This is a genomic window from uncultured Cellulomonas sp., from assembly GCF_947494015.1.
Taxonomy (GTDB): domain Bacteria; phylum Actinomycetota; class Actinomycetes; order Actinomycetales; family Cellulomonadaceae; genus Pengzhenrongella.
On sequence record NZ_CANLTL010000012.1, the window covers coordinates 13,534 to 35,204 of the forward strand.

Here is a 21,671-nt window from a genome sequence, read left to right on the forward strand (position 1 = left end):
CACAAGAGCGCGACGGAGGTCCGGGGCAAGGGTGGCCGAAGGCCATCGCGAAGCGACACCGCAGGCGCCCTCAGGGCGGCCGGAGTCGCGCGGATGCTCGGAGGAGGGCCGGCGGCGTACGTGAGTGCGCCATGGTGCTGCCTTGGCCGCGCGCCCGTCGGGAGTCGGAGACCTGGAGCTCTTGTCTGGCAGAGGCCCCAGGAGTTGCGGGCGGCGCTGCTCGCAGCAGTTGGCCGGGCCTTGAGCGGAAACTGCACAGCCACCCGCGAAAGACCAGCGCAGCGGAGCCGGGCGGGACGCAGAGTGTGGTGTTGACTAGGCAGCGACCTTCAGCCAGCGGCCAGGAGGTGCTGGGTGCGGCGCGCGTTCGGCGAGCCAAGCGACGGCAACCACGGCTTGCCGCCACTGCATGGCCCGGCCTCAATTCGGGGACTGGCTCGAGCGCCGGCATCGCGGACTGGCGGGGTGGCCAGCGAAATCGAGTCGGCCTGCCCCCGCTCGTCCCTGTGCTGAAGCCACACGATCGGTACGGCCAGCGCCGGGCGCACTCGACGCCGATGCCCGCTAGTGTCCACCACATGCCGCACGCCTTACTGGACACGCCAGCGAAGGTCGCGTCCTTGATTCAACGCCTGAGGCGCCTCTACGTCGTCGGTCACTCCGCTCTCATAATGCTCAAGCAGCCCGACCTCTTTGACGTCTTCGACAGCTGGGGTTTTGATCAGTACTCGCAACTCACTACTCCTCGACATGACCTCACGCAGCACGCCACACCTCTGTACGATTCGCTGTTGGACGTACAAGCCCGCGCCGCGCAGTATGCACTTGACTTTGAGCGGTCCACCATAGCTGGAATGCTGGTCGACGTGGGGGATGCATGCGCTCGCAACCGCTACTTCGATAAGACAGCCGAATTGGAATTCGTGCGGCATTTGCGGAACGCAGCGGGTCACGGCAACACGTTCAATCTGCTCAATGGAGAGCCTAGGCGGCCAGCGCGCTTCTCGGGTTTCGATATAACGGCCGCGCAGCATGGTACCGAAAACGTGCTTTTCGACTTCATTGGCCCAGGCGACGTGCTTGACCTGCTAAGTAACGTTGAGGCACACCTACGCCTTATCGAGGGTAGGTGGACTCCTTGATGACGGCGCCCTATCGGCTCATCTACGGGGACGCGTGGGAAGAACTTGCTAAGCTGCGCCCTACTTCGGCCGACCTGATTGTCCTAGATCCCGGTACTTCGCGAGACTTCGTCGCGTCCAGGAAGCGAACGCACGGGCCCCGTCAAGGTGCCGCCTCGATCCCAGACCGGGCTCCGTGGCTCGACGCCTTTCTCGCCCAAACAGGACGCGGTGCTGCCTTTTCTGAATGGGTGCAGTATATGCACGCGATTGCCATTGAGGCGCAGCGGGTGCTGAAGGCGACCGGGAATGTGATCTTTGAAACGGACGTAGACGACTCGGCCACCATCCGAGCGATCCTTGACAGCGCCCTGGGCGCGGCCAACTTCCGCAACGAGATCGTGCGGCGTCGTGGTGTGGCACGTCCGACTACACGCGGTTTCCCGACGACGACCAGCCGCATGCTCTACTACGTAGCCTCGCAGGAGGAAGCGTACTTCGCTAATGAACGGCAAGAAGACCAGCATCGTCTTTTGAGCGAGATTGTCGACCAGCGAGGGATGCCCGTCGGTACCACCGGCCCCTTACTGGTGTCGTCCGATGTCTGGTCTTTCCCCGACGTGGCCGTCAAGAGCCCCGAGAGGCTCGGCGTACGGGGTCAGGATCCCACTACGCTTGCGAGGAGGGTGGTTCGCACTCTGTCCCCTCCAGGCGGTCTGGTCGTAGACCCCTTCTGCGGGTCGGGTACCTTCCTGGCGGCGGCTCATAAGCTCGATCGGCGATGGCTTGGTGTCGACAATGAGTATACGGCGATCACCACCGTCAAGCACCGGGCATCCCTGCTCGGCTTAGGCCGTGCGGAACTAGTGACAGTGGGCGAGCCATCAGAGTCAACTCCTGAGGAATACATGTCACCTCAAGAGTTCGAATTACGAATCCTCGGCGAGTTGGGGGCCCGACCTTCGTCGCTATCAATGCGGGAAGACCGTGGTTTCGACGGGCAAATTTTCAGGCACGTGCCCGGCCGCAATGAGCCGGTTCGCATCCTGGTCGAGGTGAAGGCGTGGCAAACGCCGGTCGGTCGGAACGAAGTGCTGGCATTGGCGGGAATGCTTGACCTGCAAGGGGCTGATATGGCGGTTATCGTTAGCCGTAGCGGTTTCAGTGAAGCGGCGAGATTGGCCGCCGAGGACTTCGGCACTACGACGATAGGTAAGTCCGTTCTGCCTCGCTTGCAGGCTGTTGATTTCCGGGCGATTTTGAACCACTCCGCACCCTTGCTGCCATTCGGCCCGGGCGCTTAGGCTGCGTCAGGAGAAAGGCTCTCCGCGCACAAGACGTGCGCTGCGGTGGCGGAACCAGACCGGGCGGTCCGAACCCGTCGGGTCGCGTCGCTGACCTGCGGTCCTGCTGGGCCACTTCGGGCGTCGCGTCGTCTCGTACGGCGAATCGGTTGACGGCGTCAACGCCCTCGGAGTCGGGACAGCCCTCTTGCCACCGGGCCATTCGAATCGATAAGATCCACTGCGGATCGCGCTGATGCGTTGACGTCGTGAACAGTACTGATTCTCTGCCGGCGAGGGACGTACGTGCTGGCTGCAGCGCCCTCGCTTGCGCCGCCCCCGAGCGCTCCTCTCAACCTCCGGTCCTCGCTGCTTCCGACGGTGCCAATCGCCCGCGTCCACCTTTTCGTCCTCGCCCGCGTCGCGCTGCCGTGCGATGAGTCGCCCTACAGCGGCCACCCCTCCGCGTCCCGGACGCGGCGCCTGCGCCGACGACACGCTCCTCGCTATTAGCGCTGCGAACGCCTCCCGCTTCGCCCTGTCTGGCTCCGGACCGGGCTTCCCTCGACCAGCCGCTTCGACACCTCGGTCACCTCGAGGTGTTGCGTCGTCGCTGAGATCCGCCTGGCTTGAGTTGGCCCACCCCCGACCTGCCCGTCCCTACCTTCGTGACGTCGACCAAGACGATCAAAAGAGCGTAGGTGAAAGCGAGACCGAGGGTGGAGATGTTCGGACGTATCCGGAGAGACCACAGAGATGGAGGGTTGTCGATCAGTCGACGCGAGCGCCTCAGGGCCAGATCCAACGCCGTTTGACTGGCCGGTGCAGGCGCCTTCGGTTCCGCGCCTGTGCAGGACGAAGGCTCGCCGTACGTCTCCGGCGGCCCGGCGGGGCGCGGTTCCACGACGCAGCGACTGCCGCTCGCCAGGGTCGATCACTCGCTGTGAACGACCGCGTGCTCTAAGCCCCGCGAGCTCTGAGTTAAGATCAGGCATGGCCTGCGGAGTATGTGGATTTGACGGACATAACAGTCGTTCCTGTAATGGCGCTCATTGGCCGTGTCCGAACTGCGGCAAGCTGACGGCGAAAATGAATGACTATGGCGAGCGCCACGACAGTTCGTACTGCTCTCCCTTCACGTCTCCGAGCTGTTGGGGCTGATTCGCCGCCTGTCACCCTGGCTCCTCGACCAGCGTCCAGACGCGCTTCAGCGGAAGTTCGGTCCGGATCTCTTCGGGGAGCCGATCGTAGTTGCGGAAGATCGCCTGGAGGAGGTCGCTCGCCGACCAGACTCGGACGCGGAAGTAGTTCTGCGCGACTATCTGCTCGGCCGGCTTGGTCAGGCCGCCCCACGCAACAAGGAGGCCCTGCTGCGTCTGGTGGCCGCTCATCGTTCCGAGCAACTGCTGAACCACCGGGGAGCCAACCGCGCCTGCCTCGCTCTTCACCTGAGCTACAAGGCGCGGCTCGTCGAGGCCGAGCGGCCCGGTGCCAGCCAGTACGTCGATGCCTTGATCCGGCCCCGCGTCCGGCACCGTGCAGGTGAAGCCCTCGGCAGTCAGCACAGCCGCGACAAGATACTGCATCTTGTGTCCGGCGTAGGTCTCGATCAGGTGACTGGTCAGTCGGTCGAGCGCGTACTGCTCAACGTCGATGCCTTCGCTCTCAGAATCCGGCTCATCCTTCGTGCTGTTCGCGGCGGGGCCACTTTTGCTCGCGATGGCAGTGAATTTCCCCTCGCTCGGGCGGGCCCCGGGATCTACCCTCTTGTCCGCGATGACCGCGATGCGGTGGGCCGCATCGTTGCGCTTCACCTCGCAGATGGTGAGGAAGGCGCCGAGCGAGTAAAGCAGATCCTGCTTGACCGCCGTGCGTGGGACGTCCGTGACAAGCCACTCGACGGGTCGTACGTGACGCAGCGAAGGGTCGGGATCCGTGCGGTACTCGTAGCCGCCCGTCACCCGTCCAATTGCGAGGTGGGGCGAGTTCTTCAGAGGCATCACGACCAGATCGCCTGTGCTGATCCGGTCACGCAGCGCCCACAGTTGCGCGCTGAAATTTTGCAGTTTCCCGTCGGCGGCCCCGGCGAACACATCCGCGACCCTCGCGGCCACCTCTTCTCGAGTCGTCGCCGCGGTTAGATCGGCCACCTCGTAAAAGCCACCGCCGCTGACCCCGTTCTTTAGCGCCCACTGTTCGCGCTCGCCGGCTCGGCCGGCGCGGATCATCCAAGCCTGCGTCACGGTCTTCCTCCTTGGTGATGATCAAGCTTCCCGGGCAGCGAGATGGGTGGTGGATACCGCATTTCGTGGGCTTGGGTACCCGCCTGCGCGGCCGGCCAGGGGGTAGATGGTTGTCTGGTCTCCAAGGGTGGACCGTCGGCGGGTCAGGCGCGTGCGTCCTCGCGAAACTGTTCGTAAACCTCGCCGACGTACTCGACGACGACCTTCTGGAACTCGGGCCGGTTGAAGAACAGGTCGAACATTTTGGCGTTCTCCCCGTGCCGGGCCGCGACGTGGTGCGGGAGCTTGTCGCGCAGGACGAGGTCGAAGTGGTCGCGGTCGTTGTTCAGGGCGACGACGCGCAGCTCGTCGTCGGCCAGGACCTCGAGGCGCTGCTGCTCGAACCAAACCTTGTCGGCGTCGGTGGTGCCGACACCGAACTTGTCGTTAAGCCGCTCGATGAGCGCCGAGAGCCTGTCGACCACCGGCTCGAGCCCGCCCTTGCCTCCGCCGGGCAGCACCTCCCCCGGCTCTTCGGACCCCTCAGTGAGCGCGGCGTTCTCCTCCTCGGCCGTCAGGGCGGTTCGCAGGTGGGTCAGCTGCACCTGATCGGAGACCAGCGGCATCGGGTCGGACTCAGACCTCGGCAGCTGGGTGGCCAGCGCCTTGCCAAAGAGGTACAGCCGCTCGAGCTCGCGGTCGGTCCAGGTCATGATCTGCGCGAGGAAGGCGTACGCACGCACGTAGGCCGTAAGGGCGCCACGAAATGCCTCCTGGTCGGCGTCGTCGAGAGCCTGGAAGCGGCCCACCGTGCTGCCGAGTTGCGCGTAGACCACGTGTTGCTTCGACTGCTGCCCCGACAGGAGGGCACGGACGGCCTTCTCCATCTCGTCGATGTCGAGGATCTTTGCGGCCATGAGCGTGTGCTGCAGGTTGTAGACGTCGTTCGGCTCCGCGGCGTAGGCGGTGGACGACTCGAAGAACGGAGCGAAGGCATCCTGGATTTCGTCGACCGTGTTGGCGAAGTCAAGGACGAATGTGTCCTCCTTGCCGGGGTGGGTGCGGTTCAGCCGGGACAGCGTCTGCACCGCCTTCACGCCGGCGAGCTTCTTGTCGACGTACATTGTGTGCAGCAGCGGCTGGTCGAAGCCGGTTTGGTACTTCTCCGCGACGACGAGCAGGTGGTAGTCCTCACCGCCGAACCGCCCTGGCAGTTCGGCCTCCCCGAACCCGTTCATCAGGGGCTCGCTGTAGGTGACCTCCGGTGCGTCCGGGTCGGGGAGGGTCCCGGAGAACGCGACGATCGCCCGGAGCGGACGGTGGCCCGCGTCGTACCCCTTCTCGGCAATGTAGCGGTCGATCTCCTGCTTGTAGCGCACGGCGTGCAGGCGTGAGCGCGTGACGATCATCGCCTTGGCTTGGCCGTTGATCTTGCCGCGGGTCTTGGCACGGAAGTGCTCGACCACGATCGCGGCCTTGGCGCGCAGGTTGGTTGGGTGCAACGACACGAACCGCGCGAGCTCCGCGCGCGCCCTGTCGTACGGAACCTCCGGGTCGTCGGGGGTGTCCGTGGCGAGCTTGAAGTACGTGGAGTACGTCGTGTAGTTGGCGAGCACGTCGATGATGAACCGCTCCTCGATCGCCTGCCGCATCGAGTACAGGTGGAACGGCACGAACGTGTCCTTGGCGTCCTGGCCCGGCACGCGCTCCCCGAACAGGTTGAGCGTCTTCGGCTTCGGTGTGGCGGTGAACGCGACGTACGTGAGTCTCCTGCTCGCCCGGCGCGCGGCCGCGGAGTGCGCGATGACGTCCGTGCCGAGGTCGACGCCCTCGTCGTCGTCGGACTCCTCCGCCTGTAGCTCGGCGATCTCGCCGGCGGACAGCACCGCCTGTAACTGCTTGATCGACTCGCCCGACGTCGAGGAGTGCGCCTCGTCGACCAGCACCGCGAAGGACTTGCCGACGACGTCCGCGGCCATCTCGGCGACGACCGGGAACTTCTGCAGCGTCGTGATGATGACGCGCGCGGCGTGCCCCTGCAGCGCGTCTCTGAGCTGCGCGGAGTTCTTGTCGATCCGCACGATCGTGCCCGGCGTGTGCTCGAGTCCCGCCACCGTGTCCTGCAGCTGGCGGTCGAGCACGACTCGGTCGGTGATGACGACCACCTTGTCGAAAATCGGCTGGTTCGCCGCGTCGTGCAGACGGGACAACGCGTGCGCCGTCCAGGCGATCGTGTTCGACTTACCCGAGCCGGCGGAGTGCTGGATGAGCCGGTTGGTGCCGGCGCCGTCACGCAGAGTCGCGTCGAGGATCGACCGCACCGCGTGCCACTGGTGGTACCGCGGGAAGAGGATCGCGCCGTCCTCCGCGTGCACGAAGGAGCCGATGAGGTCGAGCCACGCATCGCGCTGCCAGACTTGCTCCCACAGGTACGCCGTGTCATACCCGTCGGGGTTCGACGGGTTGCCGTCCCCGCCCTGCTCGCCCGGCCCGCCCGTGCCCTGGTTGAAGGGCAGAAACCGCGTCCTGTCCCGTTCGAGCCTGGTGGTCATGTACGCGCGGTGCGGGTCGACGGCGAAGTGTACGAACGACCGCGCCCGGAAGATCAGGTCCGCGGGATTGCGGTCGGTGCGGTACTGGTGCATCGCGTGCTGCACGCCCTGCTGGGTAAGAGTGTTCTTCAGCTCCGCCGTCGCGGTCGGGATGCCGTTAACGACGAGCACGACGTCGAGGGAGACGCTCGTCGTCGACTCGCTGTGATGGAGCTGCCGGACGACCGCGGTGCGGTTCGCCTCGTACCGCGTCGTCAGCGCGTCGGTGAGGGTATTGGCCGGCTTGAAAAAGCAGGCGTGGAACGCGACGCCGTTCAGCTTCACCGCGTCCCGCAGCACGCTGATGGTGCCACGATGGTCGATCTGCGCCGCGACGTGCTGCACGACCTTCGACCGCGCGATTCCCTCGCCGCCGAGGCGGGTGACGAGTTGCTGCCAGGCTTTCGGCTGCGACTGCTCGATGAAGGCGAGCAGCTCGTCGGGGAACAGGCCAAGCTGCCGGTCGTAGCCCGCCGGGGCGAGCTCAGCCCAACCACTCGCCAGCAGGTGAGCCGTGATGCTCGCCTCGAACGCTTGCTCCGTGTGCACGCTCATGCCGGGATGCTCCTGGTCGAGGCCGTGGTTACGTCGAGCTCTCCGCTAACCGCCGCCGTGATAAGTGACTGCTTGTACTCGGACAGGTGCCGACTCGAGAGCCTCAGCGCCGCGCAACGCATGCGCAGGTCCTCGATCGTGCGGGATGCCTCACCTGCCAGGGCGACCTGCTCCGCGAGCGTCCGGTCCGGGACGCGCGTCGCGAGGTAGGCAGCGGAGTCGAGGTTCTGAATACCTGTCGTCTGGGTCGAGAACGGGGCCTGTCGTCGCGTCCAGTACATAGCGCCCAGCACCAGCGCAATGTAGCGCCCGTCACCGACATCGACCGCTGGCCGCAGTCGCGACACAAAGTTGCTCGAGACCGTCGGCCCGTCCACGTCTTCAACGAATGCCGGACAACCCACAGGGTTGCGTTGCGTCCCACCCGACCGCTCGAGCAGCACGTCTCCACGGGCGAGCATTCGCGAACGCAACTGAGCCGCGTCAACGCTTCGGATGGTGTCGACGGCGCGCAAACCGAATGCCGTCCGGTCGAAGTCGGCAACACGAGCCACCCGGACGTCGATCGCCGCCTCGCCTGGTTCGTGGCCCCATATGCCGAGTCGCTCATCGCTAATGAGGCGCTTGATAGGAACCTCGTCGCGCGTAGACGACAATAGGCGCTCGGCCAGCTCGGCGCGAGCCGCCTCTTGGAGTAGTTCTACCTGCTTGTTCCGCGCGGCGGTAACACTGTCGATGCGGGACACTTGGTCGTCGAGAAAGTCCGCGATCCGTCTCTGCTCATCGAGCGGCGGGAGCGGAACATCGAGCCCCTCGAGGTCCGGCATGTAGATCGTGAGATGCGTCGAACCGTGAGCAAGTCGCTCGAATTCACTCTTCATCGCGGCGATCAAATAGAGCAGGTAGCGCGATTCAAGCAACCTCCCCGCTGTCCAGGTCACGAACGCCTGGGTCGTCGCCATTGGTACGCCTATGATGCCGAACAGCCCCACTGACGCAGTTCGGCAGAACATCACAGTGCCTTGGGGATGCACGACCGCGGCGCTGTTCGCGACTCCCAACTCGCTCACGTGTTGCTGTGTGTCCTGCAAGGGTTCGAACGCGGAAGGCCGACGACTCAGGTCAGCCGCCGTAACCCACGGAATTGTGCAATCCACCCAGTACTCCGGCTTCGCACGGTCCGGCGTGTGTCCGGTTCCTACGGCGGCGACATACTTGAGCCGAGTCCACTCCCAGTAACTCGGAATTTTTTCGCGCCAGGCTTCAGGGAGAGTCGTCACAGCCCCAGGCCCTCCATCCAGTCCTGGATCTGCGCCTCGAGCTTCCGGATTTCCCCCGCAATCTCGTCGACGGGACGCGGGGGCGTGTACACGTAGAACTGCCGCGTGAAGGGAATCTCGTAGCCGATTTTCGTCTTGCTGTGGTCGATCCACGCGTCCGCGACGTAAGGGCGGATTTCCTCGTGGAGGTGCGCCTCGGCCGCCGCATGCAGAGCTTTGGCGCGCTGCTCGTCGGCCATGGCGAGGTAGCCGGCGGGCAGCGGGATGTTCTCGGTGTCGCGCAGGTCGGGGTCGGGCTCCGGGGCGCCCTTCTTGAGGATGGGCGCCGCGTTCTCGTCGTAGACGGCAGCGGCCTTGAGAATCGCGCGCTGGGACTGCGCCGTGAGACCGCCCGCGGCGGCGGCCATGGCACCCAGGATCGCCCTGAACTCTTTCTCGCTCGCGACGGACGTGCCACGCGTCCCGGTGAAGGCGACGCGGGCGTCGTCGGGCAGCAGGGCGAGGACCTCGTCGGTGACCTTCCACCGCCGGCGCAGCGGACGCTCGATCGTGACGCGCTGAAAGCCGAACGTCTCGTTCGGCAGCATCTTCACGCGCGCGTCGTCGGGCAGCCCGTCGTACAGGTGCACCAGCTCGTCGATGGACTCCTCGGAGAGGTACTTGCGCTTGTCGCCGAGGGACTTGCGCATTCTGGTAAACATGGCGCGGCCGTCGATCAGCGCCACCTTGCCCGCGCGGTGAGCGGGCTTGGCATTGGTGAGAATCCACACGTAGGTCGAGATGCCGGTGTTGTAGAACATCTGGTCAGGCAGGGCGACGATGCCCTCGAGCCAGTCGTTCTCGATGATCCAGCGACGGATCTCCGACTCCCCCGATCCGGCCCCGCCCGAGAACAGCGGCGAGCCGGACAGCACGATGCCGACCCGGGAACCCGACTTCATCTTCGAGAGCATGTGCTGCAGGAACAGGAAGGACCCGTCCGAGACGCGGGGCAGGCCGGCGCCGAACCGGCCCGCGAAGCCGAGCGCGGCGGCCTCGTCGGCGATGGGCTTGGCGTAGCTCTTCCAGTCCACGCCGTACGGCGGGTTGGCCAGCATGTAGTCGAACTTCGTGTGCGGATAGGCGTCCTGCGTCAGCGAGTTACCCAACGCCATGTTGTCCGCGCCGACGTCCTGGATGAGCAGATCCGAGCGGGCGATCGCCCACGTCTCGGGGTTGAGCTCCTGGCCGTAGACCTGGACCTTCGCGGTGGAGTTGAGCGCGTGGATGCGGTCCATCGCTGCGGTGAGCATGCCGCCCGTCCCGGCCGCGGGGTCGTAGACCGTGCGGACCGGCATGGTTACCCCCTCCAGCGCCTCGGCCGACTGCCCGGTGAGCAGCAAGTCCACGACCAGGCGGATGACCTCGCGGGGCGTGTAGTGCTCCCCGGCCGTCTCGTTGCTCATCTCCGAAAACTTGCGCAGCAGCTCCTCGAAGATGTGCCCCATCGCCTCGTTGGACACGGCGTCTGGGCCGACCCGCAGGTCCGCGAAGTCCGACAGGACGCCGTACAGGATCCCGGCGGCCTCCATCCGCGCCACCTTGCCGGTGAAGTCGTACCGTTCGATGACCTCGTAGGCCGCCGGCGACAGGCCGGAGACGTACGCGTGCAGGTTGTCGGCGATGTTCTTGTCGTCCGCGAGCAGCGTGCGGAACGTCAGCGGTGAGGTGTTGTAGAACGGCACGCCCGCGATGCCTTTGAGGATGATGTCCTCGCCCGGGCCGAGCTTCTTGGTGCCGAACGACGCCGCCTGCCTAAGCACCTGGTGCTTGGTCGGCTCGAGGACCGCGTCGAGCCGTCGGAGCACGAGCAGCGGCAGCATCACCGACCCGTACTCGTGCGGCTTGAAGCTGCCGCGGAGCCTGTCGGCGACCTTCCAGATGAACGCGACCTTGTCCCCGAAGCCCTGCGGCTGCGACATCCTGCTCCTTCGCCGGTCCGGACGGTCCCGGAAGAGTGGGGCCGAGCACGCGCGTCGAACTCGTCGCCGCGCCGCGATGCTATCGGGCATGCATCTGGAAGTCGTCGAGACGCCACGACGCACCGGCACTGCAAGGTGCTCGCGAGTCGGCGGGTCTGATCGACCGCGGGACCTCCCAGTGCGGCGCACGAGACGAAGCACACAACGTCTCGGCGGCTGTCTGTGAGGGCTGAAACCTGCCCCTGGCGTCGAGCCCACCCGACGCCAGGGGGTTTGTTCTCAGCCGACGTGACAGTGGCCGTCCCGCGGCGGACCGACCCGGTGACAACAGCTGTTGTCGCTAGTGCCAGAGGTGTCCTGGATCCTCTTGCCCATCTCGACAACCACGGTTGTCGGCCTGGCCACCGGCTTGAGCCGCTTTCGTCCTACCTGCTGGTGAGGACACGGGCGTCTACCGGAGCGGGGGCGGAACATGGGTAAGGGCAGACGAGTGCGTGCGAGCCGACGGCACGGCAGCCGAGAGACCGTAAGGGACGGCGCTGCTGGGGCCGCGGCCGCCGCGCCACTCCCCCGCTACGCCGTCGTGCACGTCGACGATCACCCCGGCGACTACGTCGCGACGCGTCCGACGCAGCGCCTGGACCGGTACGCGCGGGTAGCAGCCGGGCTGGAGGCGCTCGGCTCCCTGCAGGCGCGCAAGGCCGTCGTCCGGCAAGCGATGGCCGCGGTCGACGGAGAGATCACCGACGCCGTGCGCCAGCTCAGGATCGACGGGGCGAGTTGGGCGCAGATTGGGGAGCACCTCGGGATCACCCGGCAGGGAGCACGACAGCACTTCGACAAGGCCGCGGGACCACGCCGGGCAGGGCGCGACTCGCCTGGATCCGACTCGTACGAGCGGTAGCCGCGAGGTTGCAGCGGTCCGCGCCTACCTGTCTGTGTCGGCAGATCTGAGGAGGCGGTACAGATGGCTGGTGAGCAGGTGACGCTCAGTCCAGAGGACGTCGCGGAGCGGCTCGGCACGTCGGCCTGGTGGGTGAGGGAGCAGGCGCGCCGGGGTCGCATCCCGCACCTGCGCCTGGGAAAGCAGAGGATCCGTCTGCTTCCCGAGCACGTTGACGCACTCGTCGCCCTCTTCACGGTGCAGGGCGAGCAGCGCCACGAGAGCGGGACCCCGCAGCTCGAGCCGCGACGCGTGGACGCACTCGGCGCGACCGCCACGTCCACTGCCGCCCACACACGTCGTCTCCACGTCACCGGAGAGACGCCGCTCTTCTGAACCGTGGGCGGCACCGACGCCGGCAGGGCTCGACGTCGAGATGCGGCGATGACGGGTTGGTGCTGCGCGAGGAGGGGCCCGATGACGGGTTGCCGGCAACCCGTCATCGGGGCGAGATCGTCGTCCGGCGTGCAGTTGGTAGCGGCACGCTCGTCAGCGATCGCGGTGGTGTTGAGCGCGCCGACGCAGGCTGATCGCTGGGCGTCCCCCGTGTGGGCGCGCCGGTCAAATCTGCGAGGCCGTCATCGCTGCCGTCATCGGGCAGGCCATAGGCCTCGATGACGCCTCTCGCTTGCAAGCGGTCGTCATCGGTCCCGTCATAGGACCGACGCAGCGAATGGCGTGGCGATGACGGGGTGGCGCCGAGCGGTGGGCACACGCCGATCAACAGGCGCTCAGCCGAGGCTCGCCGATCGGCGGCTACGCACCGAGCCCCGCGACGTCGGAGCGCAGAGATCGGCCGACTGGCCATCGCCGCGGCCCAGTCGGTTGACGCGTCAGGGCCTGCAGCCGCAGGGTCAGCATGTGCCGGACCCGCATCGTCGTCCCGTGTTCGCCCGCCTCTACAGCCGGCTCTCCCCCGGGATGGACCGTCAGGGCGTCGCAGAGCACCGGCAGCGTCTGCTGGCGGGCTTGGCTGGTCGGGTGGTCGAGGTCGGCGCTGGGGACGGCTTGAACTTCGCGCGCTACCCGCCGACGGTGTCCACCGTGCTGGCGCTCGAGCCGGAGCCGTACCTTCGCCGGCGGGCCGGCGAACGAGCAGTCGAAGCGCCCGTGCCCGTGGACGTCGTCGATGCTGCGGGCGAGAACATCCCCGCGGCGGACGGCTCGGTCGATGCCGTGGTCGCTTCGCTGGTCCTTTGCTCCGTGCGGCACCAGGACGTCGTGCTCGCCGAGATGTGGCGCGTGCTGCGACCGGGCGGAGAGCTGCGGTTCTACGAGCACGTTGCCGCGCCCGACGGTGGTCGCCTCCGGACGGTGCAGCGGGTCGTCGACGCGACCGTGTGGCCCCACCTGGTGGGCGGCTGTCACACCGGGCGGGCCACGGAGGCCGCCATCTCGGCTGCGGGCTTCGTCATCGACGACGTCGACCGGTTCCACTTCCCTCCGGGGCAGGCCTCCCCCGCAGCACCGCACGTCCTCGGCTGGGCGCACCGCCCAGCGGCCCGCCCTCCTGGTCGTCCCCGGCCGGCCACGACCAACGGCCGGTGACCGAGGTCGGTGATGGTGACCGCCGCGGGCGTAGGTCGGACCCGGCTGACCAGGTCGGGGGGTAGCCGGTTTTTCGCCTCGCCCAGGGCCGGTGGACATGCCAATCGTCCCCGGCTCAGCTCGCGTGGCGCGCGAGGTAGTCCTGCAACGCTTCACGAACGAGCTCAGCGGTCTTCCGACCCTGAGCCGCGGCGAGCCGATCGAGGCGAGCCCGCTCCTGCTGCGGGAGTCGGATCGTCAGCGATGGAGATGGTTCACGCGCTCCGGACAACGAGGGTCGCCCGGGAGCGCGCGCGAGAACTTCGGCGGTGACCTCGTCCGCGCGGGACTCGGTGAGCACCTCGCCGCGGAACTGGACGTCGGCGGCGTCGAGGTCGACGTCCTCCACCTGGACCTCGGGCCCGAACCGCTCGGGGAATCTGCTCATCGCTGCCTCCATGCCGTGGGCATCGCGTGGATCACCGTGAACCCGTCATCGCTGCGGTCATCGGCCACGATGACGAGCTCGATCTCCACGCCCCCGTCATCGGTCCCGACGTAGACAGCCGCGTCAGCCTCCTCACGGATCAGCGTCGCGTTGACCAGCGCCTGCCGGATGCGGCCCGCGCTGAGCTTGTGCTTGCGGGCAGACCTACTGACACGGACCTTCATCGACCGACACCAGTGTGCGACGGGGCGTCACGTACTGCAAGACAAAATGTCCACCACTGGCTGTCACCGGACACGCGGCGTCCGACTCGTGCCGAGCGTCAATCCGGCCAAGGCGCGGGAGGCGGCGTCGGCGGCGGCTCGCTGCTGGTCGGGCAGCAGGTGCGCGTAGGTCTCGGTCGTCGTGGTGATCGACTCGTGCCCGAGCCGGCGCTGCAGCACGAACAGGTCGGTTCCGGCCGCGATCATCCACGACGCGTGGGTATGCCGGAGGTCGTGGACGCGTGGGCGCTTGGAGAGGCGCGGTGCGTCGAGGTCGGGCGAGCCGTCCGGCCGCCGCGGGTTGCGTGCGGCCTCGAGCGCCGGCGTCCAGGTCGTCGTCCAGAAGCGGGAGGACTGGAGCTGCGCGCCGACCGTGTTGGTGAACAGCAGCTCGTCCATCGCCTTGCCGGCGACCACGGGGAACAGCACGTCGACCAGGTCGTCCGGGAGCGACACGGTCCGCCGGGCCCGCTTGGTCTTGGGCGGGCCGACGTACCAGCGGCGGTTCTCGTCGCGCTTCCACGCCTTGGTCACGCGGATTGTCGCGGGCCGGGACACCAGGTCGACGTCGCCGGCGGTCAGCGCGGTGGCCTCACCCCAGCGCAGGCCCGTCGTGACGAGCGTCAGCACGAGCGGCTGGTAGTACGGGGAGACCTTCGACAGCAGAAGCATGAACTCGTCGCGGGTGAGCACGGTCATGTCGTCGCTGGTGGACTGCGACTTGGGCAGCAGCACGCCGGCGCAGGGGTTGTCGGGCCGGTAGCCGAGCCGCACCGCCGTGGCCATCGACGCCGAGAAGAGCCCGTGCACGTTGGCGATCGTCTTGGGCGCCAGGCCCTTCTTCGACAGGTCGGCGACCCAGCCGGCCACCTGCCGGTAGCTGAGGGCGGCGACCGGGAAGATCCCGAGCGTCGGGATGATGTGGGCGGTCATCTGCTGGCGGTAATGCGCGCGGGTGTCGCTGCCGACGGCGGTCAGCAGCTCGATGTGCTCGGCCACCGCCTGCGCGACGGTCGGTCCCGGCTTCTTGATCGCCTCGGCGATGCGGTTGGCCTCGGCGACGTACCCGCCGGCGGCCTCGATGAGCTTCTTGGCGACGATCGCCTCGCGTTCGTCGTCGTACGTGAGGGACGTCTGGCGTCCCGTCTCAGGGTCTCGCCAGAGCACCGCAAACGACCTGGTCCCGTCGGAGCGTCGGCGCTCCCGAAGTGACGCCATAGGCACAAAGAATAGCCACCCTGTCAACAGGATGGCTATTCTGTGTCAACATGGCCAGCGTTCCGCAGGTCAGTGGGGTGGAGGTGGCGGGAATCGAACCCGCGTCCGATGACTGTGAACCAGGACTTCTCCGTGCGCAGTCTGCTGCGATTTTCTCGGCCCCATTGATCTAGCAGACATGTCAATGACGGGCCCAGTCGGCTAAATGTCCCCCCAGCATCACCGACGAATGCTGGGAGCAGTGGCTCTCTAGATGACGCCAGCTACTGAGACGAGAGCAAGCTCAGGCTGACGGACTTCGGTACTCGCTCAGGCGGCGAGAGCGAAGTCGGCGCGATTGGTATCGGCACCTATTGGTTTGCAAGGATCGTTTACGAGATAACCCTGCGTCCTCGGCACGCTTCTCCTGGATCGACGATCACCGTCGAAACCGATCACCCCCGTGTGCAGTTGTCAACCACCCGAGCCGCCGGGGCGCACAGGCGACCGGTGGGACGAGCAGGTCCAGCATAGTGCTCAACCACCCCGGGGTCCCCCTCATTCCCCCGTGCAGCCGGGCCCGCCTCGGCCTCAGCCGAGCCGCCACGGCGCGCACGCGGTTACCAGCCCCCGCCCCCGCCGCCGCCCACTCCCCCGCCGGCGAACCCGCCGCGCGTGCCGGACGAGCCCGACGACCCCGGCGTCGCAGCCGAGATCGACTGCGTCGTGACGGTCGTGAAGCTCTCCACCTGGTGCCCGAACCCGCCGCCGGCCGCGCCCCAGTACACGTACGGCGCCACCGGCGTGCCGTACCCGCGGTACCAGCGCGGCTCGGCGACCGGCTCGCCGCGCGCGGCCAGGTCGCCGAACACCCCGGCCCAGCGCTCGGTCACCCCGAACGCGATCGCGTACGGCAGGTACCGGCTGAACAGGTCCTCGCCGTGCACCGCGCGGAGCCGGTCGGCGTCGGCGGTCTCCAGGTACCGCTTGAACGCGACCGCCTCGGCCAGCACCCCGGTGCCCGCGGCGGTCCGGGCGGGCGCGGCCGTCGCCAGGGCGAGGACCAGGACCCCGACCACCACGAGCGCGATCCCGACCAGCGCCAGCCCGGTGACCAGGGCGGCGAAGGCCACCCCACCGAGCACCAGCCCGGACACCAGGAGCACCGACCCGGCGGCGTACCAGTGGCTGCGCACGGTCCTGGGGTTCGCGCTGAACCAGCCGCGCTCGGTCACGTGCGCGTACAGCTCGTGCTGCACCGCGGCCATCGAGCCGGAGAACGTCGTCTTGAGCGCCGACATGGTCACGGCAGACCGGGCCTTGAAGATGTCGTCGAGCAGCCGCTGCTCGAAGCCGACGAGCTCCGTGCGGGGGCGGTCGATCGCGACCAGCTCCCAGTCCGTGGCCGGCGTGGCCGGGTCCGTGCGCGGCACCTCGCGGATCTCCAGGTACCCGCGCACCGCCAGGTCGACGATGGTCGCGGTGACGTCGCGCGGGTCGGCGACCTCGTCGAGCAGCGTGCCGAGCTCGCCGGGCAGCACCCCGGCCGGCGGGGCGGACTGGATGGTCACCGGCGGGCGGTGCTCGGGGGCGACGGCGTCGGCGCCGCGGGCGTCGTCGTCGGGCAGGGTGGCGCGCGGCGCCCCCGGGGTCAGGCCCAGCGCCTCGCGGTCGCGGCCGGACCGGCGCGCGCGGCGGACCGCGTACCCGCCGCCGGCGACCAGCACGAGCAGGGCGGCGACCCCGGTGACCGGGGTGGGCTCCACCGGGTCGGAGTAGTCGAGCTTCTCGCCGAGGATCGGCGCCACCCCGGGGAACGTCCCGGCCGGCCAGCTCACCAGCACGGTGAACGGCTCGCCGGGCTCCAGGCGGTCGACGCGGAGCACGGCGTCGTCGCCCGGTTCCACCTGGATGCCGCACCCGTCGGGGTCGCTGCCGTCGGTGAAGCAGGTCGCCTGCAGGATGTCGGCCGGTCCGCTGACCGTCGCGGTGACGTCCTCCAGCGGGATCTCCCAGCCGGTGCCGATGACGTTGAGGTACAGCTCGTCGCCGACCCCCGGCGGCCCGACCAGGCTGTCCGCCGGGTTGACCCAACCGTCCGCGCGGTACGTCACCACGTAGGTGTGCACGCCCTGGACGTCGTCGATGTCCTCGTCGCCGATCCGCACCGTCACGCTGGAGCGGTCGGACTCCACCTGGACGTCGTCGGGCGCGGTCTCGCTGGCCGCGGTGACGTCGGAGATCCGGAACAGCCGGTCCTGCTCGTCGTCGCCCTCGATGGCCTGCCGGGTGGGCAGCGTGAGGAACGGGCCGTGCCCGGGCTCGTCCCCGAAGTCGAAGTCGAACTCCAGCCGCACGTCGGCGACGCCGTCGGCACCGACCTCCACGTCCGCGTCGTAGCGGGTGATCCGCCAGTCCTCGCCGTCCGCCGACGACGGCGCGGCGAGCCCCACGACCGCCGCGACCGCCGCCACCAGCGCGAGCACCACCCGGCGCACGACGCCGACCCGCGCGCGCAGCACCGCACCGTCCCCCGGCAGATCGCCCACGGCGGCGGTCAGCGGTCGCGCTTGGCGCGCATCGCCCGCTGCGCCTCGAGGTTGTCCTGCCGCTCGCGCAGCGTCTGGCGCTTGTCGTACTCGCGCTTGCCGCGCGCCAGCGCGATCTCGACCTTGGCGCGCCCGTCGAGGAAGTACAGCGACAGCGGGACGATCGTCTGGCCCTTCTCGCGGCTCTTCGCGTCCAGCCGGTCGATCTCGCTGCGGTGCAGCAGCAGCTTGCGCTTGCGCCGCGGGGCGTGGTTGGTCCAGGTGCCCTGGGTGTACTCGGGGATGTGCACGCCCTCGAGCCACGCCTCACCGCGCTCGACCGTGCACCAGCCGTCGACCAGGGACGCCCGGCCGGCGCGCAGCGCCTTGACCTCGGTCCCGGACAGCACGAGGCCGGCCTCGAACACGTCTTCGATCATGAAGTCGTGCCGGGCCTTCTTGTTGTTGGCCACGAGCTTGCGCCCGGTGTCCTTGGCCATCGTGTGTGCCGTCCCCTCGCCTGGTCGTGCCGCCGGTCCAGGGTAGGCGACCGGGGGTCGGCCGGTCGCCCGGTTACCCGAGGTTCCGCCGCCGGCGCAGGCACCCTGCAGCCGGCGCAGGGGCGCTACAGGCCGAGCAGCGGGCGCGGGTTCGTCGTCGCGCCGTTGACGTACACCTCGAAGTGCAGGTGGCACGCGGCCGACGTCCCGGTGTTGCCCGAGTACCCGACGAGCTGGCCGCGCTCGACGTGCTGGCCCGAGCCGACCACGAACCGGGTCATGTGGTTGTAGCTCGACATGAGCGAGTTCCCGCCGACGTACCCGTGGTCGATCATCACCTGGTTGCCGAACCCGTTGCGGTACCGGGCCCACAGCACCGTGCCGGACTTGCCGGCGTAGATCGGGGTGTTGCAGTAGGTGCGCAGGTCGATGCCGGCGTGCAGGCGGTTGTAGTGCAGCGTCGGGTGGAACCGCATGCCGTAGTTCGAGGTCACGTACATCGGGCTGATCGACGTCGGGTTGCCGAACTGCGCCCCGCTCACCGAGCCCGACGGCGCCTGCGCCGCACCGCTGGGCGGCGCGGGGGCCGGCGGCGCGGCGGCGGCGCTGCCGCCGGCGCGCTGCCGGGCGGCCTCCGCCTCGGCGCGGGCCGCGGCCTCCCGGGCGGCCTGCTCACGGGCGGCCTGCTCGGCGGCGGCACGCTGCGCGGCGATGATGCCCTGCAGCTCGGTCTCGATGGCCGCGCGCTGGGCCTCGGCCGCGGCGGCCTGCGCCTCGGCCTGGGTCTTCATGCTCTCGATGTAGGCCTGCTGCGCGGCCTGCTGGGCGATGAGGTCCTCGATCTCGGCCTTGCGCGCGGCGGCGGCGGCGCGGGCCTGGTCGGCCTGCACGACCTTCGCGTCGGCCTCGACCTTGAGCTCGGCGACCCGCTCACGCACCGCCGCCAGGCGCGCCTGGCTGTTGCGGTTCGCGGCCTCGATCTGGCGCAGCTCGTCCAGCGCCTTGCTCTGGGTGCGCAGCGCGGTGTTGACCATGCCGTACTGGTCGACGAACTCCTGGGTGCTCTCGGCGTCCATCACGACGCTCAACGAGCTGGTGGCGGTGTCGCCCTTGTAGGCCCGGCGCGCCATCTGCCCGACGGCGGTGCGGATCTCCTCTCCGCGGGCGTCGTCGGCGGCGATGGTCTGGCTGATCGAGGACTCCTGGTCCTGCGCGTCCTGCAGGCGGGCGGCGATCAGGTCGGCCTCCCGCTGGGACCGCTCGAGCTCCTCCTGCGCGGCGGCGAGCTCGGCCTGCGCGGCGGGCAGCCGGGCCTGGGTGGCCTGCAGGTCCAGCACCGCCTGCCCGAGCTGGGCGTCCAGGCCCTCGATCGACGCCTCCAGCGCCTCCAGCTCCCGGTCCGCCGCGGCCGACCGCTGCTCGGCGGCGGCGCGCCGGTCGTCGAGCTCGTCGGCCAGCGCGGGCGCACCCACCGCGACCAGGGCAGCGGTGAGGCCGGCGGCGGTGACGGCGAGCACGCGGCGGGTCAGGGGGCGGCGGGTGTGCCTCATCCGATCAGACCTTCGTGTAACGACTCAGGGTGACCACCGACGAGATTGCGGCGAGCACGATGGCGATGGCAAGCAGGATGGGCGCGATGGCCAGCACGTCCGCGGAGTCGACGTAGTCGATCCACTGCACCTGACCTCCCAACCAGTCCGTGACGAGATAGCGCACGCCCAGCCACAGCGCACCGACCGCGAGCGCGGCACCGATCGTGGCCGCGATCGCGCCCTCCAGCATGAACGGCAGCTGGATGAACAGGTTCGATGCTCCCACGAGGCGCATGATGCCCGTCTCGCGGCGCCGGCTCATCGCGGACAACCGGATGGTCGTCGTGATGAGCAGCACCGCGGCGAGCAGCATGATTCCCGCGATCCCGATCGACACCAGCGTCGCCCGGTTGAGGACCAGGAACAGCGAGTCGAACAGCCGGCGCTGGTCGAGCACCTCCTCGACGCCCTGCCGGCCGGTCAGCACGTCGGCGACCACCTGGTACTGCTCGGGGTCGGCGAGCTTGATCCGGTAGGAGGACTGCATGTCCGCCGCGGTGACCTCGGCGGCCCACCACTGGTCGCCCAGGGTCTCGCGGAACGACTCGAACGCCTGCTCCTTGGTCTCGAAGTAGACGGTCTGCACGTACGGCGCGATCTCCGGGGTCTCGAGCTCGGCCTCGATGGCCTCCTTCTGCTCCTCGGTGACCTCACCGGCCGCGCAGCTCGGGGCCTCCGACCCCTGCGCGCACAGGAAGACCGACACCTCGACCTTGTCGTACCAGTCGTCCTTCATCTGCGAGATCTGCTGCTGCAGCAGGGCAGCCGCTCCGACAAACGTCAGGGACACGAAGGTCACGAGCACGACCGAGACGGACATCGCCAGGTTGCGGCGCAGGCCGATCCCGATCTCGGACAGGATGAACTGGAATCTCACGGCACGGCCCTTCAGCGCGCCGAGCCGTACACACCGCGGGACTGGTCACGGACCATCTCCCCGGTGGACAGCTCGATCACGCGCTTGCGCATCTGGTCGACGATCTCGTCGTCGTGGGTGGCCATCACCACGGTGGTGCCGGTCCGGTTGATCCGGTCCAGCAGCCGCATGATGCCCAGCGAGGTGGTGGGGTCCAGGTTCCCGGTCGGCTCGTCGGCGAGCAGGATCGAGGGCCGGTTGACGAACGCGCGGGCGATCGCGACCCGCTGCTGCTCACCGCCGGACAGCTCGTGCGGGCGGCGCTTCTCCTTGCCGCCCAGGCCGACCAGCTCCAGGGTGTCCGGGACCGTGGTCATGATGTGGTGGCGCGGCTTGCCGATCACCTGCAGGGCGAAGGCGACGTTCTCGAACACCGACTTGTTCGGCAGCAGCCGGAAGTCCTGGAAGACGACGCCGATCTGGCGGCGCAGGTGCGGCACCTTCCAGGTCGACAGGGTGGACAGGTCCCGCCCGGCGACGAACACCTTGCCCGCGGTGGGGCGCTCCTCGCGCATGACCAGCCGCAAGAACGTCGACTTGCCAGAGCCGGACGCGCCGACGAGGAACACGAACTCACCGCGCTCGACCTCCAGGGTCACCTGGTCGAGGGCGGGCCGCGCGCCGCGCGCGTAGACCTTGCTGACGTTCTCGAAGCGGATCACAGCTGCCGGGGCCAGAGGAGGGGACAGAGGGGGGCGGAGCACTGGCCGCTGACCAGAGTAGGCAGACCCGTCACCCGTTCAG

17 protein-coding genes and 1 other RNA gene are annotated in these 21,671 nt (G+C 68.4%); 5 read left to right on the forward strand and 13 right to left on the reverse strand.

The features are described 5' to 3' along the window. Positions 1 to 671 precede the first annotated feature (671 nt). Together Q0840_RS13630 and Q0840_RS13635 are read left to right on the forward strand one after the other, a co-directional pair. The gene (locus tag Q0840_RS13630; protein WP_298460242.1) at positions 672 to 1,142 is read left to right on the forward strand and encodes a hypothetical protein; all 471 of its coding nucleotides are present in this window, start codon (positions 672 to 674) and stop codon (positions 1,140 to 1,142) included. After that, positions 1,130 to 2,425 (forward strand): DNA methyltransferase, encoded by a 1,296-nt coding sequence (locus Q0840_RS13635; protein WP_298460244.1) that lies wholly within the window; start codon positions 1,130 to 1,132, stop codon positions 2,423 to 2,425. The genes Q0840_RS13630 and Q0840_RS13635 overlap by 13 nt, the downstream gene beginning before the upstream one ends. A 1,151-nt stretch (positions 2,426 to 3,576) precedes the next feature. On the opposite strand, the gene Q0840_RS13640 is transcribed toward Q0840_RS13635, so the two are convergent. The 4 genes from Q0840_RS13640 to Q0840_RS13655 form a co-directional block, all read right to left on the reverse strand. Next, positions 3,577 to 4,647: a restriction endonuclease gene (locus tag Q0840_RS13640; protein WP_298460246.1), complete on the reverse strand. Its 1,071-nt coding sequence runs from the start codon at positions 4,645 to 4,647 to the stop codon at positions 3,577 to 3,579. A gap of 143 nt (positions 4,648 to 4,790) precedes the next feature. Then, a complete protein-coding gene (locus tag Q0840_RS13645; RefSeq protein ID WP_298460247.1) occupies positions 4,791 to 7,772 on the reverse strand; it encodes a type I restriction endonuclease subunit R in 2,982 nt (993 codons plus the stop codon). Further along, positions 7,769 to 9,052, reverse strand: coding sequence for a restriction endonuclease subunit S (locus Q0840_RS13650; protein WP_298460248.1), 1,284 nt, complete (start codon positions 9,050 to 9,052; stop codon positions 7,769 to 7,771). The genes Q0840_RS13645 and Q0840_RS13650 overlap by 4 nt, the downstream gene beginning before the upstream one ends. Then, on the reverse strand, positions 9,049 to 11,013 hold the full coding sequence (locus Q0840_RS13655) for a class I SAM-dependent DNA methyltransferase (RefSeq protein WP_298460251.1): 1,965 nt from the start codon (positions 11,011 to 11,013) through the stop codon (positions 9,049 to 9,051). Before Q0840_RS13655 ends, Q0840_RS13650 begins: the two co-directional genes overlap by 4 nt. Positions 11,014 to 11,596: 583 nt before the next feature. Here Q0840_RS13655 and Q0840_RS13660 point away from each other — a divergent pair. From Q0840_RS13660 to Q0840_RS13670, 3 genes are all read left to right on the forward strand, one after another. Then, complete coding sequence (locus Q0840_RS13660; RefSeq protein ID WP_298460253.1) at positions 11,597 to 11,917, forward strand: hypothetical protein; 321 nt, start codon at positions 11,597 to 11,599, stop codon at positions 11,915 to 11,917. A gap of 63 nt (positions 11,918 to 11,980) precedes the next feature. Further along, positions 11,981 to 12,292: a helix-turn-helix domain-containing protein gene (locus tag Q0840_RS13665; RefSeq protein WP_298460255.1), complete on the forward strand. Its 312-nt coding sequence runs from the start codon at positions 11,981 to 11,983 to the stop codon at positions 12,290 to 12,292. A gap of 549 nt (positions 12,293 to 12,841) precedes the next feature. Next, positions 12,842 to 13,504: a class I SAM-dependent methyltransferase gene (locus Q0840_RS13670; RefSeq protein WP_298460258.1), complete on the forward strand. Its 663-nt coding sequence runs from the start codon at positions 12,842 to 12,844 to the stop codon at positions 13,502 to 13,504. A 115-nt stretch (positions 13,505 to 13,619) separates the two neighbouring features. On the opposite strand, the gene Q0840_RS13675 is transcribed toward Q0840_RS13670, so the two are convergent. The 9 genes from Q0840_RS13675 to ftsE form a co-directional block, all read right to left on the reverse strand. Further along, complete coding sequence (locus tag Q0840_RS13675) at positions 13,620 to 13,931, reverse strand: ribbon-helix-helix protein, CopG family (protein WP_298460260.1); 312 nt, start codon at positions 13,929 to 13,931, stop codon at positions 13,620 to 13,622. Then, positions 13,928 to 14,155 carry a hypothetical protein gene (locus Q0840_RS13680; RefSeq protein ID WP_298460261.1) on the reverse strand — a complete coding sequence of 76 codons (228 nt, stop codon included), beginning with the start codon at positions 14,153 to 14,155 and terminating at the stop codon, positions 13,928 to 13,930. Before Q0840_RS13680 ends, Q0840_RS13675 begins: the two co-directional genes overlap by 4 nt. A gap of 63 nt (positions 14,156 to 14,218) precedes the next feature. Continuing rightward, positions 14,219 to 15,361, reverse strand: coding sequence for a site-specific integrase (locus Q0840_RS13685; protein WP_298460263.1), 1,143 nt, complete (start codon positions 15,359 to 15,361; stop codon positions 14,219 to 14,221). 126 nt (positions 15,362 to 15,487) lie between these two features. Beyond that, positions 15,488 to 15,854, reverse strand: a transfer-messenger RNA (tmRNA) gene (gene ssrA / locus Q0840_RS13690). A 157-nt stretch (positions 15,855 to 16,011) separates the two neighbouring features. Further along, positions 16,012 to 17,940, reverse strand: a complete 1,929-nt coding sequence (locus Q0840_RS13695) for a DUF2207 domain-containing protein (RefSeq protein ID WP_298460264.1) — start codon at positions 17,938 to 17,940, stop codon at positions 16,012 to 16,014. A gap of 8 nt (positions 17,941 to 17,948) precedes the next feature. Beyond that, positions 17,949 to 18,419, reverse strand: coding sequence for an SsrA-binding protein SmpB (gene smpB / locus Q0840_RS13700; protein ID WP_298460265.1), 471 nt, complete (start codon positions 18,417 to 18,419; stop codon positions 17,949 to 17,951). Positions 18,420 to 18,544: 125 nt separating this feature from the next. Further along, positions 18,545 to 19,969: a peptidoglycan DD-metalloendopeptidase family protein gene (locus tag Q0840_RS13705; RefSeq protein ID WP_298460267.1), complete on the reverse strand. Its 1,425-nt coding sequence runs from the start codon at positions 19,967 to 19,969 to the stop codon at positions 18,545 to 18,547. Positions 19,970 to 19,973: 4 nt separating this feature from the next. Beyond that, entirely contained in the window at positions 19,974 to 20,888 is a 915-nt protein-coding gene (gene ftsX / locus Q0840_RS13710; RefSeq protein ID WP_298460269.1) for a permease-like cell division protein FtsX, read from the reverse strand. 11 nt (positions 20,889 to 20,899) lie between these two features. Next, the gene (gene ftsE, locus Q0840_RS13715) at positions 20,900 to 21,589 is read right to left on the reverse strand and encodes a cell division ATP-binding protein FtsE (RefSeq protein WP_298460271.1); all 690 of its coding nucleotides are present in this window, start codon (positions 21,587 to 21,589) and stop codon (positions 20,900 to 20,902) included. Between the last annotated feature and the right edge of the window lie 82 nt (positions 21,590 to 21,671).